Below are 14,316 nucleotides of genomic sequence, written 5' to 3' on the forward strand. Positions count from 1 at the left end.
ACGCCTCACCCCGTGGCCGCCTGCCCTACCCCGTCGGCCGCGCCCTGGTGGGCTGGCACCGTCCGGTGGGCAGCCGGCTACCGGAGCGCGTGCTCCCGGCCGTCGAGGGAGTGGTGCACCAGCAGCCAGCCGACCGACCCGCCGGCCTGGAGGGCTGGTCTGGTCTCCGGTCCGCACACGCACTCGGCGGTGCTGGTGTCGTGGTCGGCCTGGTCGCCGATCGGGGTGACGTGGAGTGTGGTCACCGTCGTCGGCCGACGTTGCGCCGGTCGCCCGGCCAGACCCCGGTGCGTTCGAAGTGGAGGCGGGCGCAGTACGCCTTGGCTCGCGGACCAAGGTACTTCGCCAGCTGACGTGAACACCTTCGGTGATCACCGGCCGTGTTCCATCTGATCTTGGCCGAGCCTGCGCCGGTGGCCCAGTACTGCTTCAGCTGGGCGGCGTTGCCGCGCCGGCCGCGTCCTTTGGATGCCACAGGTCATCACTCCTTCTGCGGCGCGGGCTCCTCTGGTTCGTCTACCCGTTCGATGCGGCGGACTTGTGTGGCGGGGATGGCGATGGCGACCCGGTTCGACTGGATGAGGTCCCGGTCTTTGAAGAGGGCCCAGCCGTCGACGAACTCGACGGTGAGGTTGGGATCTTCGATGAGGGTGTCGTCGCCGTGCCGTTCGGAGTGGATGACGAGGTAGGCGGGCACGCTGCTCACCTCATCCCGGGGTGCGGTTCGTCTGGCCGTCGTCGTCCGGGCCGAGGGTTGGCGCGCTGGGCGGCGTTGCCTTCACGTGACGACTTCTGATCATGGCAGGGGCCGCAGACGCCTTGTAGATCCTCGGGCCCGTTCCTGTCGGCCTTGGCCTCGATGTGATCGCAGAACCGACTGGGTCGGACCCCACACAGGACGCAGACCCGATCCCGTTCCAGGATCCGTGCGCGGATCTTGTCCCATCCGCGGGGCAGCCGGCTCTTGCGGTCCGACCCTTCCCACCCGCCGCTCATTGCGGCTGGCGGCAGTCGTCGATGTGCTGCTTGCCGAGGGTTTGGAAGGCGAGGCTGCAGCACCAGTCGCGCCGGGGCTTGGCGCTCACCGGGTCTCCGTTGAGTTCGACGACGAGTTCCTGCTTGGTGGCGGGCGCGGCGAGGTATCCGCTGGTGTCGTTGGCGGGGATGTCGATGGTGTCTTCGAAGACGAGGACGGCGCGGGCGCCGGTGCGCGCGGCGAGGTAGTCGTCCATCAGGTCGCGTCGGAGGGCTTCGAATCCGTCCCCGTTGGCGGGCACCTGGTCGACGACGAGCAGGAACGGCGGCCGGTCGTCGCTGCTGCCTTCGGGGAGTTCGAGGATCTGCAGGCGGGCCATCAGTCGGTCACCGCCTGGGGCTCGTCGACGAGGACGATGCTGAGGACGTTGCCGCTGGGGACGTAGGCGACCACGCGGCCGTTGGCGTCGTGGAAGCGGTAGTCGTCTCCGTCGATGCTCTTGTCGACCTTGGCGGCGTGGACGATCTCTTCGTCGCCAGTCATGTAGTTGATCGTGTACTGGGCCATGGCGCGGGCTCCTGCGGGGTGGTGGTCAGGTGAAGTCGTTGGTGCTGAACTCGTGTCCGTCGCTGACGAACCAGCCGTGATCGGCGCGGAATACCCCGAGGTCGGGCTGGGGTTCCATGTGGCTTCGCAGTTGTTGCCGGTCGTGGATGAGGCGGAGCAGGTCGGCGAGGCTGTGGGCGCTGCCGTACTCGTCAGTGATCACGCCGCTCATGGCGAGCTTCATCCACTCGGTGAACCCGTTGAGGGGGCCCCAGTCGGGTTGGGCTTGGAAGCTGAACCGCCAGCCTGCCGACGCCTTGCCGAGGTGGATGTGTTCGCTGGCGGAGCAGTGTTCGCAGGCGGTGGGGCAGGGCTCGGTTTGGACGTAGTAGTTGGTACCCATTCGGCGCGGGCTCCTGTGGGGTCAGGGTTTCCAGCGGGGTCCGCGTAGTGCGGCGGGCACGTCGCTGGTGGTGATGGGTTTGATGCCGAGGACGTGGGCGAGGCCTCTGATTCCGGTCTGTGCGGGCGCGGTCTGCATGCGGGTGCAGGGTTCGCTGGGCTGCGGCCGGTCGAGTCCGGTGAGGGTCTCGTAGGTGAGCCCGTGGGCGTGGGCTAGGTCGAGGAGTTCGGGGCAGTCGTTGAGGTTGTCGATGTTGGGGAGTCCCCAGTCGTCCAGCCCGCAGCCTTCGCAGGCTGCCGCGTAGGTGACGCTGTCTGCCTGCCCGGGGTCGAGCCGGTGCCGGGCGAGGATGCGCCGGTCGGCTTCGCAGCGGCGCAGGATGGCGGCCACGGCCTGCACGGGCGCGGGCGTGTCGTCGCGAGCTTCGACGCCGTACTGGGCGACGTTGAGCTGCATGCCGTCGGGGGTCTGGGTGACGCTGGTGACGATGCCGGTGATGGCGGGCCCGCCACTGTGGGGTTCGAAGACGACGCGGCGGCACTCCAGCTCCGCCTGGGCGGCGGCTTCCACGGTGTCGACTTGCTGGGTGATCCAGGCGTAGAGATCCATGGCGCGGGCTCCGGGTGGGGTCAAAGATCGGTCAGTTCCGGCGCCGATCGGCTTCGGTCAGCAGGTGGTTGCCGACGATGGCTAGCGCCATGAGGAACACGGCGATCCCGGTGCCGACGGCGAGTTCGGCGAGTTGATCGGCAAGGCCAGCGAGGAGTACGAGCGTGAGCGGGATCAGTGCGAGCACGCACCACCCGGCGAAGCGGCGGATCACGACGTCGCCTCCGCTCCGGCCTCGTCCTTCGGTGTCCCGAAGAAGGCGTCCATGAGGTCGCCCCACGTCTCGGCGGCTTTGTCGGCGATCTGCTGGCCGCTGGCCTTCTTCACGTAGCAGCTGATCGCTTCGGCCTGCTGGCGGACTTCGGGCGGGACGGCGTGCAGGACACCGTTCAGGCAGGTGTCGCTGTTGCCGTGCAGCTCTTCGTGCTGCTGCATGGCGATGATCAGATTCCATGCCCAGAGGGGCAGGTCAGGGACAGGGGAAGCCATGAGCGCGGGCCTTCCGTGGGGTCAGACGTTGACGGCCCGTCGCACGCCTTCTTCCAGCGTGATCGTGGGCGTGTAGTGGTCGAGCATCCGGGAGGGGTCGGATACGCGGTGGTGGACGCCTTGCGGGGCGTCGTGCCGGTGCTTGAGCGCCGGCCGGTAGCCCGCTTCGGCGCACATGATCCGGGCGAGGTCGTTGAAGCTGGTCGCCCTGCCCCAGCCGAGGTTGACGGGGCCGGTGACGTCGGCGTCGAGGAGGGCGAGGGTGGCGCCGACAAGGTCATCCACGTGGATCCAGTCGCGGGTGGAGTCGCCGGAACCCCAGATCTCGAACGGGTCCTGATGCTCGCGGGCCCGCCGGGCGAACGCCGGAAACGGGTAGCAGTTGTCCTGATCCTCGCCGTACCCGGAGAACGGGCGCGGCACGAGGATGCGGCAGCCCTCCGTCTCCGCATACCTGACGAGCTTCTCCCCGGTCAGCTTCGCCCAGCCGTAGGTGGCGTCGGGCTGCTCAGGCCGGTCCAGGTCGATGTCCTCTTCGTACAGCTTCCGCACGTCGCCGGGCTGCTGAAGCTCCACCGGGTAAGCGGCGCTGCTGGAGAAGTAGACGGCTCGCGGGGTGCCGGTGCGGACCAGCCACCGCATGTACCAGGAGTCCAACGCCAGGTTGGTGGCGACACCGAGCGGAGAGCCGTCGATGGACGCCCGGCCGCCGACGATCGCCGCACAGTGGATCGCGAGATCCATGTGGGTGTCGTCATAGCGGAAGAAGTCCAACGCATCCCCCGACTCCACGCCCGGCGTGGGCCGCAGGTCGAGGGCGAACACGTCATCGCCACGAGCTGCCAGCGCCTGGTGCAGGTGGCGACCGACGAAACCGGACGCGCCGGTCAGCAGGACTCGCAAGGCTCAGTCCAGATCGCCGTAGGTGGAGGGATCCTCAGCGCGCGAGAGCCGCCGGAAGGCTTCCCTGGCGTCAGCCAGCGAGGACCACGTCCCGGCGAGCTTGACGTAGTCCTCGGATGTCGTGGTGGTCTCGTCCGCCAGCAGTGCGTAGAGGCGGATGGTGCCGCCGCCTTCGTCGTTCGCCGTGACCTTGAAGAAGTGGTCGAGGTTGATGTAGTTGCCGGTCTCGTCCTCAGCCCACAGCGCCATGGCGTCGGCTCCTTCCCACGATGATCTGCGACCAGTCCAGGCCGAGGTGTGTAGTGATCTCGAAGTACGGTTCGATGAGGGTCCGGTAACCGTCTTCGTCCCATGCCCAGGCGTGGCAGTCGCCATGATGGGCGGCCGTCTCGTGCCGGGGCGACGAGGCAACGATCCACTTCGCGTTGCGGGCGACCCACTTGACGGTGCCGTGCGGATCGGTGAGATGCTCCAGCACCTCGGTTAGCACGGCGAGTTCACCCCACCGGGGAACGTCGCGGGCGTTGAACACGTCACGCCGTTCGGCGGTGACGCCTCGCTCCGCCCAGGCGGCTTCGTTGCTGGGCTGGAAGTCGTAGCCCCAGGACGGAATGTCCTTGATGAGGCTGAGGAGTCCTCCGTCACCGCAGCCGAGGTCGACGACGGAGGCGGGCGCGATACCTCGAATGAGCCGGGCGCATCGCTTGAGGCGGGCTCGGTGGTCGGGCTGCTCGAGGTGGGGCGCACGTTCGCGGCCGCGGTGGAAGTCGAGGGTGGCCACATACGGGGTGTCGCCGTCGAACAGTTTCCATTCGGTCACGACGCCACCTTCACGGCCCGGTAGACGCCCCACGGCAGCCCGCTGTCGACGGCCTCCAGTCCGATCTCGGCGCACGCGTCGGCCTGCTGCTGCCGGGACCAGGTGGTGACGCCGATCCACGAGTCGGCTTCGGCCGGCTGGCCGGAGACAGGCCAGTCGAGGATCAGGATGCCGCCGAGCTTGGTCGCCGCGCGAAGCCGGCTGATGATGTGCAGGCAGTCCGTGTAGCTGTGGTGGATGAGGACGGCCAGCGCGTACACGGCGTCCATGCGGCGGCGGCCGAGGTGCGAGGCCATACCGTCGGCGTCCGCTTGCACGGTGGTGACGTCCGGGGTGCGTTCAGTGATCCGGTCGAGCATCCGTTGTGACGAGTCGACAGCCGTGACCTCGTAGCCGAGTGCGGCCATCGGGATGGCGACCCGCCCATCACCGCAGCCGAAGTCCATGACCTTCGCCCCGTCGGGGACGACGCCGGCGAGCATGTCGGCCTGCACCTTCCCGGACTCCCAGTACGCCTCTTCGGAGACCTGCCGCAGCGGGTGGATCGCGGTCGGGTCGGCTCGGTCCCACGCTTGGATGACGGCTTCGGCGGTCACGATGCCTCCTCGACGAGCTTCCGCAGCTTGGCCAGGTCGGCTTCCAACCCGCCGGCATCGCGGTACTCGTAGTAGGCGGCCGTGTCGGCGGACACCTGCTGCTCGCTGTTGCACTCCTCGTACACGGCATCCAGCTCGGCCTTCGACGCGGCCGGGTGCAGGTGCTCGATCACCATGTCGTCGAGGTAGGTGATCCGCTGCATGCCACGGCCCCATTCGACCCACACCAGGTCTACACAGAGATGCACCATGGCCGGGGGCGCCATGTAGCCAAGGGCGGTGACGATGTCGCTGGTCATGGCGACGGCGGTGGCCATCTTCTCGCCCTGCAGCAGGTCGTTGCCGTAGACGATGCCGGGCCCACCGGACAGGCACTCCCGGATGCGGGCATCCCACGGCATCGCCGCCGGGCGCGGGCGGTGGTCGTCGCCCATGAACGCCAGGAACCGGTAGGAGCCGGCTGCCTTCACGGCCTGCTGGTTGAGGGTGCCGACGAGGCGCCGCCGCTTGCTGAACGTGAACCGCGCCCGCCCGTCCGCCTTGTAGGCGGCAGCCTGCTTCTTGTACGCGGCCAGCTCGGGGTCGTCGGTGTCGACGGCGAACAGGACGTGCGCGGTAGCGCCGGTCTCGTCCCACGCGGCCATGATCTCGGGCACGGTGTGGGGTCGGCCTCGGGTCGGGATGATGACGAGCAGGTCGTCGGCCATGGCGCGGGCGCTTCCTAGTAGACGGTGAGTGTTCCGGCCCGGTAGACCGGGGTTTCGAGCCCGGCAGCCCAGGTGAGCCACACCCGGTACTCGCCCGGGTCCAGGCTCGTGACCCCGCCGTTGGGGCCGAGCAGGATGCGGGCGTGCGGGCTGGCCCACTCCCCCGTCCACCAGTCCTCGGCGGCCGGGTTGCCTGCGGCCGAGGTGGGCTGGAACGCGAACTGCGGCGGCGCGGCGGGGCTGATCGTGCTGCCGCCGGCGGCGCTGACGGCGGTGACCCGCACGTATTCGGTGCTCGATGCGGCTATCTCCACGGCGCGCTCACCACCCATCCGCTGTGTGGCCGTCCGAGCTGGAAGTCGATGTCGTTGCGGTCGGTGCCGCCAGCGGTGGCGGTGGCGTCTGTATCGAGGCTGCCGGCGCCGGTGGCGTGGTAGATGGCGGAGGAGTTGGCGGTCACGTCGGTGTCGGCGCTGCCCGCTCCGGTTCCGGTGGCTGCCCGCCCGGGTGTGGCGGTGGCTGTGGTGGTCATGGTGCCGGTGCCGGTGGCGGTTACGACGGCGCCGTCGGCGAGGGTGTTGACGTTGTCGTAGGCGGCGTGGTCGGTGGTTCCGGCGTCGCGGTAGGCGTACAGGTCAACAGCGCACGTGTCGACGGCTGCGGTGATCCAGGCAGGGGTGGCGAGCGTCCGGCGGTTGGTCCACGTGCTGCCGTTCGTGCTGGTGTCCCAGTACACGTTGGTGCCGTCTTCACGGAGCCGCAGCCACAGATGATCCGTCGCCGAATAGGTGAGCTCGACAGCCGCAGCGTCGTAGTAGTCGACGTTCGACTGCAACCTGAGCTTGCTGGTGACCGCGTTGTACTTGAAGCCGATGCTCGTGCCCTCAACAGCCGAAGTGATCAAGAAGTTTGCGGACACGTCCGTGCCCGTCGACGCTGCGGGCCGGGTGACCAGCTTCAGGTAGATGGAGGCGCCGGCGAGGGTCCAGGCCCGCCCCGTCTGGTAGCCGGCATAGACGCCAGCAGCGCAGGGAACGCGGGCTTGGCCGCCGGTCTCGGTCGCGCCGCCGTAGGAGTTGCCCCAGTTGGCGCCGATGACGCCGTCGTTGAAGGTGTCGACGAGGGTGGTGAGGAGCGCCATCAGGGTCTCCTCACGACGCGGAGAACGTCCACGCCCCGGCGGCGACCTTGAACTCGTCGCCGGCGGCGACGGTCTTGGAAGCGTCGAACGGGCCGTAGGACCAGCGGACCGGGCTCCCGGCCGAGTCCCAGATTTCCCAGCCGACGACCGTGCAGGCGGGCATGCCGGTGAAGATCAGGTCCGCACTGTTGGAGACGGCGCCGTTGACGGCGGCAGCCACGGAGATGTTCTTGCGGGCGTAGGAACCGCCGGTGACCTCGGTACCTGCGGCGGAGTCGCTGCCTGCCGCGGTGACCAGCGCCATCTTCAGGGGAACGACGGGCCCTTCCACGTCTACCCCAAACAGCCAGTCGACGGTGCGGTTCTCGGCCGTGTTCGAAAGGTTGTCTGCGATGGCGACTGCCCTCCTCGGGCGGGGGCGCCGCGCGGCGCGTGGTTGGGGTGCCCCGCCGCCTGGACGGGGGGCATCGGGCGGCGGGACGTGGTTGTTGTCCGCCCGGCCACCCCACGTGGACCGGGCGGACGTGGTGGGCCGAGCGCAGGGGCGCTGCAAGGCCCAACCCTGCGGGAGCCGTCACGCAGGGAGCATCAGGCGGCGTGGGCGTGGGGGCCGCGACTGTTGGCGGCGGGGTCGGCGGGCCGGTGTTTGGCGCCGCCTTCTGCTGCTCGTCGGATGGTGGGGAGGTGGAAGTACTGGCCTGCTTCGCCGTCGAGGATGGGTTCGATCTTGCCTCGGGTGACCCATACGCGGATGGTTCCGGGCTTCACCTCGGCAACCTTGGCGGCTTCCCAGAGATCACCGATGTCGTCGTTGCCTTCGACCTGCGCGAAGTGGATCTCGTCCAGCGGCGGGTTGGGGTAGGCGACCACAACACCTCCCCCGGATACGAGAAGGCCCCCGCCGGGGTGTTCACGGCGGGGGCTCCAGAAGCGTGTGGTGACTCGTGTTCCACGATCAAGGATCACGATTACAGATCCCAAGACTGTCCGTCAAGTACCGGCCACGTCCAGGCGGGATCGTGTCTGTCCATGGCAACGCTACGGCGTCCACGCCTGACCCTTGTGCTCGAGATGCCCGGCAAACGGCTGGGCGAGGCGGCACAGGGTCTCTTCCGCCGCGCCGAGTCCGCCGTAGTGGTCGACTTCGGTGTCCCCTTCGGCGGCGTCGAGTGTCCGGTCCATGAGGTCGACGATGCCGAGCTTGGCGTCCAGGTCGGCGAGTACGGCGTCTGGGTCGTGGGTGGCGACGTGGTTGCCGATCTCGGCGTCGATGGTGTCGCCGATATATGACCCGGCTTCGGTGACGAGCGGCGTCCACAGCTCGCGGCGGGCGGGTACGTCGTTGGGGAAGGTCTGCACGGCGGCCACGTGGTCGCTGCCTGGCTGGTAGCGCCAGTCTCCGGTTCCAGCCTGTTCGGCTGCGGCCTCAGCGATGGCCCGCTGTTCGGCGTACCGGGCGCGGAGGAAGTCGGCGATGTCGCTCACGGTGTCTCCCGGGTGGCTGCGATGGCGCGGAATTCGAGGGTGTCGGCTTCAACATCGATGGCGGCCCCGGCGGTGTGGAGGTCGCAGTCGGGGTCGTCGGCGAGGTTCCGGCAGGACGTGGCGATGGCCCGCAGCAGGATCGTGACGGCTTCGCACGGCAGGTACGGCTGCCCGTCGTTGGCGGTCACGATCGGCATGCTGTCCGCCGCATGCGGCAGCGGGGCAGTCACGGACGAACCTCGTACACCTCGGCCACGGCGCCGTCGTAGTCCCTCACCTCGAACCGATCGGTCGCCACAGCCACTCCACCGCCGTACCGGATCAGGGCATCCACGCTGCTTTCGACACCCGCCTGCGGCATGTCGGCACGGTCGTACCAGCGGCCGTTCTCCCGCTCGGGCAGGAACCCCTCCGGCAGATCGGGCGCGGGACGGATGACGATGTAGTCCGGTTCGTTCACGCTGCCACCTCTGTCTGCTCCCGCTGCTGCTGCTCGGTGACAGCATCCTGTGCGGCCCGGAGTTCCCGCCATTCCCCCAGGGTTTCCCACCGGGCCCCGCAGCCTGCGCATCGGACGCGGTGGCTGGCGGCGGTCGCGGTCAACGGCGTCCCGCACGACTGGTCGTCGACACGTACCGGGCACACACCGATCTTGACGCGGCCGGGCCGCCGGTCACCGTCGACGATCGCCTTGCACTCGGCGTGCAGCCGCCGCAGGTCGTCGATGTCCTGGCCGACCTCCTCGTAGCTGGAGCACGCCCACAGGAGGTTGTTGGCCAGGAAGCCGATCAGCAGCGGCACCGACTGCGCCGGGGAGCCACGCCACGGGGCGACGGTCCAGCCGAGCGCGGCCCGCCACGCATCCTCGATCGCCGACAAGCGAGCGGCCACACCACCAGGACCGACAAGGGCGAGGACTTCCAGCCGGGGCGGGATCGGCGGCGTCTTCGACCCGGTGCCACCGGATCCGCCGGGCCGGCGCGCACCCCGCATCAACATCGCCGTGCTGTCGAGCCGGCGGAACAGGGCGGGCAGTTCGGCTATCCGCTGGCTCGTCGCGTCCTCGCAGGGGCGGCAGGCCCAGCGGCCGGTCTCGTTGACCCAAAGCTGACGGCCACAGTTCGGGGCGGTACAGACCGGCCAGTCATATCCGTCGAGGCCATTGGTGGGGTTGTCGTGCACGGCAGGCTCCTCATGGTGCGGGAAGCAGGGTGACGCTTGAGCCAATAGTGCACGATCCGGTTGACACACTGGTCCGTTGGCACAGTCGGACATGCGTGAGGGCCCGCACTGGTCTGGTGCGGGCCCTCGGCGGGGCGGTCACTTCTCGGCGGGTAGTGGCCTGCCGCATCGGGCGCAGCGGGTGTGCCCGTCTTGGCGGATGTGGCCTGCGGTGCGTTCGTTGCCGTAGGCGTCGACGCATCTGTCGATCAGCACGGTCATGGTTCTCACTCCTCGGTGGCGGGGTGGGCCCCTACCAGGGGCATGGGGTTGGGGCGGGCGGCGCACGCCCGGCAGTAGGCGAGGGTGTTTCCGTCGTCGACGGGGGTACCGCGCTTGCGGCACAGGGTGGCGACAGCGGGGCCGTCGCCGATGAGCCGGGCGGAGTGCCTGACCCGACCGCCGGGGAGGGCGACGTGCAGCGGGTACCGGGGCTCGCCGTGACTGGCCATGGTCGGGGTCCTCACTTCTCGGTGTCCGGTGCGGCGGGCGCGATCAACCCGGCGACCTTGGCGGTTTCCCGGAGCCCGTCGAGGCGCGCTGCACGCCGCAGGATCTCGGTCGCGGTCTGCGTCAGGCGGTACGCCTCCCCGCTCAGGGTCCGGCCGGCGGCGACATCCTGTGCGAGTTGGCTGTACGCCTGGGCTAGGCGCTCCGCGTCGTGGACTACGGCGGCGGCTTCGGCGCTGATTTGGTTGGTCACGACACGGCGGGTCAGATCATCGATCATGGTGTCCTCGTTTCTGGTCTGCGTGCATGATGCCGATGGCGGCGATGTCGCCCCGGCTGAGCTGGTAGCGGCATCCGTCGGCCTCGGTGGTGATCCCGCCGGGACTCGCTTCGGTGATCTCGTAGACGCACTTCCGGTTCCTGCGCATCCCGGCGCGCGGGAACCGCACCCGGTCGCCTGCCGCGTACTGCTGGCCGCCGGCCTCGAAGGCGGCCTCGGTGCGGGGTTCGGTGTCGGTCATGGCTGTCCGCCGTATCGCACCTTGTCGGCGGCAGAGTCGATGGCGTCGTTCCATCCGGCAACGTAGCGCTCGGACCACCCCTTGGGCGTCTCGGTGATCTTCTCGGCGAAGATCTCGCGTGCGGCCTGCTTTCGGGTGTCGGTGACCGCCTTCGCCGCCGCTTCCTTCTCGACGCGGTCGAGGAGCTCGTCGAGGTATTCCCCGCCGAGGTGGGCGTCGTCGGCGTAGTTGTACAGCTCGTCTCGGGCGTTCATCAGTCCTCGTCTCGGGCTTCGTTGATGATGGCCTGCGCCTCGGCCAGGGTCATGGCGTGCTGGTCGCCGGGTTGGGCGATGACGATGCGCGGGTTGTTCTCGTCGGTCCAGTCGACGTCGTAGCGGCGGTCCACGGTCACGGGTCAGTCCTCGTCTCGGTCGAAGTGTGCGCGGTCGTAGCGGGCTGCTTCGGCGGGGGTTTCGTCCCACCAGTCGGCGGGAGGCCCCGGCTCGACCAGCGGGGCAGGCGGCTGGGCGGTCACGTCGGGAACACCTCCGGGTGGGCGGCCTTCCAGTCCAGCCAGTGCGGCATCGGCTCGTCGCCGATGGTGTGGCAGAGGTCCATGACCTGTTCCAGCGAGAGCGGGCCGGGGTGCTTCGTGTACTCGTGTTCGGTGCCCCGGGTCTTGGGACTGGACGGCACGTAGGTGGGCCCGTTCTGCCAGGTGACGACGCGGTATCCCCAGTCGTCGGTGCCGTACTTGATGAAGACGCGGGTGACGACTCGGCCTTCGACGTCGAGGGGCCGCTTGAGCATCCGCTGCCGTTCGCGGTCGCCGAGGAAGTAGTGGATGTACTCGTCGATGTAGGACCGCAGCATCGCCGCTTCGGCGCCGGTGGGCCGTTCGGCGCTGCCCCAGCTGTAGCGGCTGGTGTCGACGTCGATGTAGGCGGCGATGTACTTCCACTCCGGGTTGAAGCTGGTGACGACGGGGATGCGGAGCTTGGTCAGCGGGTCGTGTTCGGCGGCATCGGTGCCGAACGGCCAGGCTGCGATGGTCACGACGTCCTCCTGGGCGTCTCTTCGCGGGCGGCGATGAGCGCCTCGCGGTGGTTCTCCATCGCCGCCTCCCGGTCGAGGGCTCGCTTCGACGAGGAGTCGATGACGTAGCCGCCGAGGAGCATGCCCCGGTGTCGCTTGTCGGGGCTGGCGTCGAAGATGACGGTGTCGTAGTAGTCGGCGGCGATCCGGATCGTGGAGACGGTGAGCTGCTTGTCTCCGTGGAAGACGGGCCGCTGGGCGACGATCGTGGGAGCGCTCATCGCTCCTCCTTCGTGATCAGGGTTGGGATGTTGGCCCACCGCACGGTGAGCCCAGGATTGCGGGCGGTGGGGGCCTTGGAGGCCCTCGGCCCGGCTGCGGGTGGTTACAGGAGGCCTTCGGGGTCGGCGAATCGGGCGGTGGTGCGCGCCCAGTGGTGCCGGGCGTCGTGCCCGTCGGAGATCAGGACCGCGTTGCGGAGCGCCGCGATGAACTGCGCCCGCCGCAGACCGTCGAACCCGAACTCGGTGACCGCCTGTTCGCGGATGAGTCGCACGTCGTGCGGGGTGACCAGGTCGTCGGTGGGCAGCTCGGACAGGTACAGAGCCTGACCGGCGGGGGTGAGCGTCGTGTCGACCCAGTCGGGGTTGAGGTCGGGGTTCACGGCGGGCTCCTTCGCGGGGTGGTGGGCGGGGGTCAGCGGCGGGCGCGGCGGGCGGCCCAGCGGGCGGTTTCGGTGACGGCCATGACGGCGACCGCAACAACCGCAGCGACCTGCACCTCCCCAGTGCGGGCCCAGGCGGCAACCTCGGTGATGAAACCCATGACGACTCCTTCGTGGTCAGGCGGCGAGGGCGAGTCGGGCGGCGGCGAGCTTGAACGCGAGCCGGCGGGGCCGGTAGGCGGCGGCGATGAGGGCGACGGCGGCGGGCGTGTACCGGGTGCAGTCCCGCATCCGCCGGCCGCGGTGGATGCGGCCCGGGATGCCGGCGACCCCCAGCTTGGCGGCGACTTTGCGCAACGTGCCGACCATGCTGCGGGCGTCGCGCGGGGCGAGTCCCTGGGCGATGGCGTGCGAGGCGAGGGTGCCGGTTCCGCGGCGGTTGATGCGGGCGGCGGCGCGGGTGGTGCGGGCGCGGGCTTTCAGCGTCTGCCTGCGGATGCGGTTCGAGCGGATCATCGTGCGGTCTCCCCCTTCACCGAGCGTGATCGCAATTAGCTAGCGATCATGTGTTGCGCTGGCGACACCTCAGACAGTACCCATGAGGCATAGGCACCGCAAGTCCCTTGCGCTAGATTGATGCCATGACGCCGACCCCCGCCGACGAGCCGCCCACCCTCGAAGAGATCACCGCAGCCGGCACCCGCCGACAGCGCGACGCCGACCGCCTCAAGAAGTCCAGCGACGACCTCCGGGAACTCGTCCTCACAGCTCTCCGTGAAGGCCACCTCAAGCCCACCGAGGTCGCCAAAGCCTCCGGCTGGACCGGCGCCCACGTCCGCAAGATGGCGCGAGACGCGGGCATCGAGGCCGACGAGCGCTACGCAGAACGGGCAGCACGACTCAAGAAGGCTCAGAACGAGGAGCAGCCGTGACCGCTAGCGTTCCTGAGTGGCTGCGCGACCAACTTGCGAAACGCCAGGCCGAACTCAGCGGGCTGGCTGACACACCCGACAACGCCCAAGAAAGGGTCACCATCGACTGGATGATGGAACGGGTGGCAGTCATTGATCAGTCGTCCTCACCCTGTCTGCACTCCACCGCTTCAGGTAGCCCGGACTCCCAGACTTGCCGTCATCCTGCCGCCGTCGAGGTGCGCAGCAGCGTCACAGGCGAACTCTTAGCTCGCCTCTGCCCCGACTGCGACAGCCAACTTCCCGCGTAACGCTCCGCCCGCAGCCGACTCCCGGCAGACTGCCGTCATGGCGATCCGGGTGAGCGTCCAGGCGGCGACGGAGGACGAGTGCGTCGAGGGCCTCGCCCGCCTCGTGGATGCCGGGTTTCTGCCGGTGATGCTGCCCCGCTACCTCACCGACGGCCGCTGGATGGCGCGGGCGGTGCCGGCACCAACGACGAAGGCCCCGGCCGCGGGTGGCGGTCGGGGCCCTGTCGTTTCGGGTTGATCAGGTGGCCATGTCCCGGTACTCGTCGGCCATGTCGCCCAGCCCCGCGAGGCACAGTGCCGCGCACTGCAGGAGTACCTCACGGCGTTGGGACTGCTCGTCGGCGGCTTCGGAGATCAGGCGGGCGGCGGATTTGAGGTCGTGGTGTCCGACGATCCCGGCCACCTCCAGATGGGCGGCGACCGCACCCAACTGGGCGATGAACCCGGCCGCGGTGGTGGCGGGGGCGGGTTCGTGGGCGAGGTAGGCGACGGTGTGCGCATGCTGCTGGACGAGACCGTCGACAGTGAACGCGGCGGGCATGGGGG

The 14,316-nt window shown here is 69.2% G+C and carries 36 protein-coding genes; 2 read left to right on the forward strand and 34 right to left on the reverse strand.

The features are described from left to right. Window positions 1-77: 77 nt before the first annotated feature. The 33 genes from IG94_RS42780 to IG94_RS41440 form a co-directional block, all read right to left on the reverse strand. Window positions 78-245, reverse strand: coding sequence for a hypothetical protein (locus IG94_RS42780; protein ID WP_169752305.1), 168 nt, complete (start codon window positions 243-245; stop codon window positions 78-80). After that, window positions 242-475: a hypothetical protein gene (locus IG94_RS40095; protein ID WP_078892127.1), complete on the reverse strand. Its 234-nt coding sequence runs from the start codon at window positions 473-475 to the stop codon at window positions 242-244. Before IG94_RS40095 ends, IG94_RS42780 begins: the two co-directional genes overlap by 4 nt. Before the next feature lie 6 nt (window positions 476-481). Continuing rightward, on the reverse strand, window positions 482-697 hold the full coding sequence (locus tag IG94_RS0101510; protein WP_052410510.1) for a hypothetical protein: 216 nt from the start codon (window positions 695-697) through the stop codon (window positions 482-484). Between the two features lie 295 nt (window positions 698-992). Then, window positions 993-1,355, reverse strand: a complete 363-nt coding sequence (locus IG94_RS39590; RefSeq protein ID WP_052410511.1) for a hypothetical protein — start codon at window positions 1,353-1,355, stop codon at window positions 993-995. Beyond that, window positions 1,355-1,543 (reverse strand): hypothetical protein, encoded by a 189-nt coding sequence (locus tag IG94_RS0101525; protein ID WP_031029684.1) that lies wholly within the window; start codon window positions 1,541-1,543, stop codon window positions 1,355-1,357. Before IG94_RS0101525 ends, IG94_RS39590 begins: the two co-directional genes overlap by 1 nt. 25 nt (window positions 1,544-1,568) lie before the next feature. Further along, the gene (locus IG94_RS0101530; protein ID WP_031029686.1) at window positions 1,569-1,925 is read right to left on the reverse strand and encodes a hypothetical protein; all 357 of its coding nucleotides are present in this window, start codon (window positions 1,923-1,925) and stop codon (window positions 1,569-1,571) included. A gap of 21 nt (window positions 1,926-1,946) precedes the next feature. Continuing rightward, window positions 1,947-2,534: a hypothetical protein gene (locus IG94_RS0101535; RefSeq protein ID WP_031029689.1), complete on the reverse strand. Its 588-nt coding sequence runs from the start codon at window positions 2,532-2,534 to the stop codon at window positions 1,947-1,949. A 31-nt stretch (window positions 2,535-2,565) separates the two neighbouring features. Beyond that, the gene (locus tag IG94_RS0101540) at window positions 2,566-2,748 is read right to left on the reverse strand and encodes a hypothetical protein (RefSeq protein WP_031029692.1); all 183 of its coding nucleotides are present in this window, start codon (window positions 2,746-2,748) and stop codon (window positions 2,566-2,568) included. Beyond that, complete coding sequence (locus IG94_RS0101545) at window positions 2,745-2,969, reverse strand: hypothetical protein (RefSeq protein WP_031029695.1); 225 nt, start codon at window positions 2,967-2,969, stop codon at window positions 2,745-2,747. Before IG94_RS0101545 ends, IG94_RS0101540 begins: the two co-directional genes overlap by 4 nt. Before the next feature lie 75 nt (window positions 2,970-3,044). Continuing rightward, window positions 3,045-3,926 carry an NAD-dependent epimerase/dehydratase family protein gene (locus IG94_RS0101550; RefSeq protein WP_031029698.1) on the reverse strand — a complete coding sequence of 294 codons (882 nt, stop codon included), beginning with the start codon at window positions 3,924-3,926 and terminating at the stop codon, window positions 3,045-3,047. 3 nt (window positions 3,927-3,929) lie between these two features. Further along, a complete protein-coding gene (locus tag IG94_RS0101555; RefSeq protein WP_031029701.1) occupies window positions 3,930-4,175 on the reverse strand; it encodes a hypothetical protein in 246 nt (81 codons plus the stop codon). Next, window positions 4,159-4,746, reverse strand: coding sequence for a methyltransferase domain-containing protein (locus IG94_RS0101560; RefSeq protein WP_031029703.1), 588 nt, complete (start codon window positions 4,744-4,746; stop codon window positions 4,159-4,161). The genes IG94_RS0101555 and IG94_RS0101560 overlap by 17 nt, the downstream gene beginning before the upstream one ends. Further along, window positions 4,743-5,342 carry a class I SAM-dependent methyltransferase gene (locus tag IG94_RS0101565; protein WP_031029706.1) on the reverse strand — a complete coding sequence of 200 codons (600 nt, stop codon included), beginning with the start codon at window positions 5,340-5,342 and terminating at the stop codon, window positions 4,743-4,745. Before IG94_RS0101565 ends, IG94_RS0101560 begins: the two co-directional genes overlap by 4 nt. Continuing rightward, complete coding sequence (locus IG94_RS42455; RefSeq protein ID WP_031029710.1) at window positions 5,339-6,049, reverse strand: hypothetical protein; 711 nt, start codon at window positions 6,047-6,049, stop codon at window positions 5,339-5,341. Before IG94_RS42455 ends, IG94_RS0101565 begins: the two co-directional genes overlap by 4 nt. Before the next feature lie 14 nt (window positions 6,050-6,063). Then, window positions 6,064-6,363 (reverse strand): hypothetical protein, encoded by a 300-nt coding sequence (locus tag IG94_RS0101575; RefSeq protein WP_157852153.1) that lies wholly within the window; start codon window positions 6,361-6,363, stop codon window positions 6,064-6,066. Beyond that, entirely contained in the window at window positions 6,354-7,190 is an 837-nt protein-coding gene (locus IG94_RS0101580) for a hypothetical protein (RefSeq protein ID WP_031029714.1), read from the reverse strand. The genes IG94_RS0101575 and IG94_RS0101580 overlap by 10 nt, the downstream gene beginning before the upstream one ends. Window positions 7,191-7,200: 10 nt before the next feature. Continuing rightward, window positions 7,201-7,743 (reverse strand): phage tail fiber protein, encoded by a 543-nt coding sequence (locus IG94_RS44275; RefSeq protein ID WP_428837404.1) that lies wholly within the window; start codon window positions 7,741-7,743, stop codon window positions 7,201-7,203. 35 nt (window positions 7,744-7,778) lie between these two features. Continuing rightward, window positions 7,779-8,060, reverse strand: coding sequence for a hypothetical protein (locus tag IG94_RS0101590; protein WP_031029720.1), 282 nt, complete (start codon window positions 8,058-8,060; stop codon window positions 7,779-7,781). A 168-nt stretch (window positions 8,061-8,228) separates the two neighbouring features. Further along, window positions 8,229-8,675, reverse strand: a complete 447-nt coding sequence (locus tag IG94_RS0101595) for a DUF6221 family protein (RefSeq protein WP_031029722.1) — start codon at window positions 8,673-8,675, stop codon at window positions 8,229-8,231. Beyond that, complete coding sequence (locus IG94_RS0101600; RefSeq protein ID WP_157852159.1) at window positions 8,672-8,863, reverse strand: hypothetical protein; 192 nt, start codon at window positions 8,861-8,863, stop codon at window positions 8,672-8,674. The genes IG94_RS0101595 and IG94_RS0101600 overlap by 4 nt, the downstream gene beginning before the upstream one ends. Before the next feature lie 38 nt (window positions 8,864-8,901). Then, a complete protein-coding gene (locus IG94_RS0101605; protein ID WP_031029727.1) occupies window positions 8,902-9,135 on the reverse strand; it encodes a hypothetical protein in 234 nt (77 codons plus the stop codon). Further along, a complete protein-coding gene (locus tag IG94_RS0101610; protein ID WP_031029729.1) occupies window positions 9,132-9,857 on the reverse strand; it encodes a hypothetical protein in 726 nt (241 codons plus the stop codon). Before IG94_RS0101610 ends, IG94_RS0101605 begins: the two co-directional genes overlap by 4 nt. Before the next feature lie 138 nt (window positions 9,858-9,995). Next, entirely contained in the window at window positions 9,996-10,118 is a 123-nt protein-coding gene (locus IG94_RS44005) for a hypothetical protein (protein WP_263446304.1), read from the reverse strand. 5 nt (window positions 10,119-10,123) lie between these two features. Beyond that, window positions 10,124-10,348 carry a hypothetical protein gene (locus IG94_RS0101615; RefSeq protein ID WP_031029732.1) on the reverse strand — a complete coding sequence of 75 codons (225 nt, stop codon included), beginning with the start codon at window positions 10,346-10,348 and terminating at the stop codon, window positions 10,124-10,126. 11 nt (window positions 10,349-10,359) lie between these two features. Continuing rightward, window positions 10,360-10,626 carry a hypothetical protein gene (locus IG94_RS0101620; RefSeq protein WP_031029735.1) on the reverse strand — a complete coding sequence of 89 codons (267 nt, stop codon included), beginning with the start codon at window positions 10,624-10,626 and terminating at the stop codon, window positions 10,360-10,362. Beyond that, window positions 10,616-10,867: a hypothetical protein gene (locus IG94_RS0101625; RefSeq protein WP_031029738.1), complete on the reverse strand. Its 252-nt coding sequence runs from the start codon at window positions 10,865-10,867 to the stop codon at window positions 10,616-10,618. Before IG94_RS0101625 ends, IG94_RS0101620 begins: the two co-directional genes overlap by 11 nt. Beyond that, a complete protein-coding gene (locus tag IG94_RS0101630; protein ID WP_031029739.1) occupies window positions 10,864-11,121 on the reverse strand; it encodes a hypothetical protein in 258 nt (85 codons plus the stop codon). Before IG94_RS0101630 ends, IG94_RS0101625 begins: the two co-directional genes overlap by 4 nt. Next, window positions 11,121-11,261 (reverse strand): hypothetical protein, encoded by a 141-nt coding sequence (locus IG94_RS42460; protein ID WP_157852162.1) that lies wholly within the window; start codon window positions 11,259-11,261, stop codon window positions 11,121-11,123. The genes IG94_RS0101630 and IG94_RS42460 overlap by 1 nt, the downstream gene beginning before the upstream one ends. 119 nt (window positions 11,262-11,380) lie before the next feature. Continuing rightward, window positions 11,381-11,905, reverse strand: coding sequence for a hypothetical protein (locus IG94_RS0101640; protein WP_031029743.1), 525 nt, complete (start codon window positions 11,903-11,905; stop codon window positions 11,381-11,383). Beyond that, window positions 11,902-12,165, reverse strand: a complete 264-nt coding sequence (locus IG94_RS0101645) for a hypothetical protein (RefSeq protein WP_031029745.1) — start codon at window positions 12,163-12,165, stop codon at window positions 11,902-11,904. Before IG94_RS0101645 ends, IG94_RS0101640 begins: the two co-directional genes overlap by 4 nt. A 104-nt stretch (window positions 12,166-12,269) precedes the next feature. Next, window positions 12,270-12,548, reverse strand: coding sequence for a hypothetical protein (locus IG94_RS0101650; RefSeq protein WP_031029747.1), 279 nt, complete (start codon window positions 12,546-12,548; stop codon window positions 12,270-12,272). Between the two features lie 32 nt (window positions 12,549-12,580). Further along, a complete protein-coding gene (locus IG94_RS44010) occupies window positions 12,581-12,709 on the reverse strand; it encodes a hypothetical protein (protein WP_263446305.1) in 129 nt (42 codons plus the stop codon). 16 nt (window positions 12,710-12,725) lie between these two features. Then, window positions 12,726-13,064, reverse strand: coding sequence for a hypothetical protein (locus IG94_RS41440; protein ID WP_031029749.1), 339 nt, complete (start codon window positions 13,062-13,064; stop codon window positions 12,726-12,728). A gap of 125 nt (window positions 13,065-13,189) precedes the next feature. Between IG94_RS41440 and IG94_RS0101665 the strand changes: the two genes are divergently transcribed. Together IG94_RS0101665 and IG94_RS0101670 are read left to right on the forward strand one after the other, a co-directional pair. Next, window positions 13,190-13,480, forward strand: coding sequence for a hypothetical protein (locus IG94_RS0101665; RefSeq protein WP_031029754.1), 291 nt, complete (start codon window positions 13,190-13,192; stop codon window positions 13,478-13,480). A 327-nt stretch (window positions 13,481-13,807) separates the two neighbouring features. Then, the gene (locus IG94_RS0101670) at window positions 13,808-14,008 is read left to right on the forward strand and encodes a hypothetical protein (protein ID WP_031029755.1); all 201 of its coding nucleotides are present in this window, start codon (window positions 13,808-13,810) and stop codon (window positions 14,006-14,008) included. On the opposite strand, the gene IG94_RS0101675 is transcribed toward IG94_RS0101670, so the two are convergent. Next, complete coding sequence (locus IG94_RS0101675; RefSeq protein WP_031029759.1) at window positions 14,009-14,311, reverse strand: hypothetical protein; 303 nt, start codon at window positions 14,309-14,311, stop codon at window positions 14,009-14,011. It lies immediately after the preceding gene. Between the last annotated feature and the right edge of the window lie 5 nt (window positions 14,312-14,316).

Source organism: Streptomyces olivaceus (assembly GCF_000721235.1).
GTDB lineage: Bacteria > Actinomycetota > Actinomycetes > Streptomycetales > Streptomycetaceae > Streptomyces > Streptomyces olivaceus.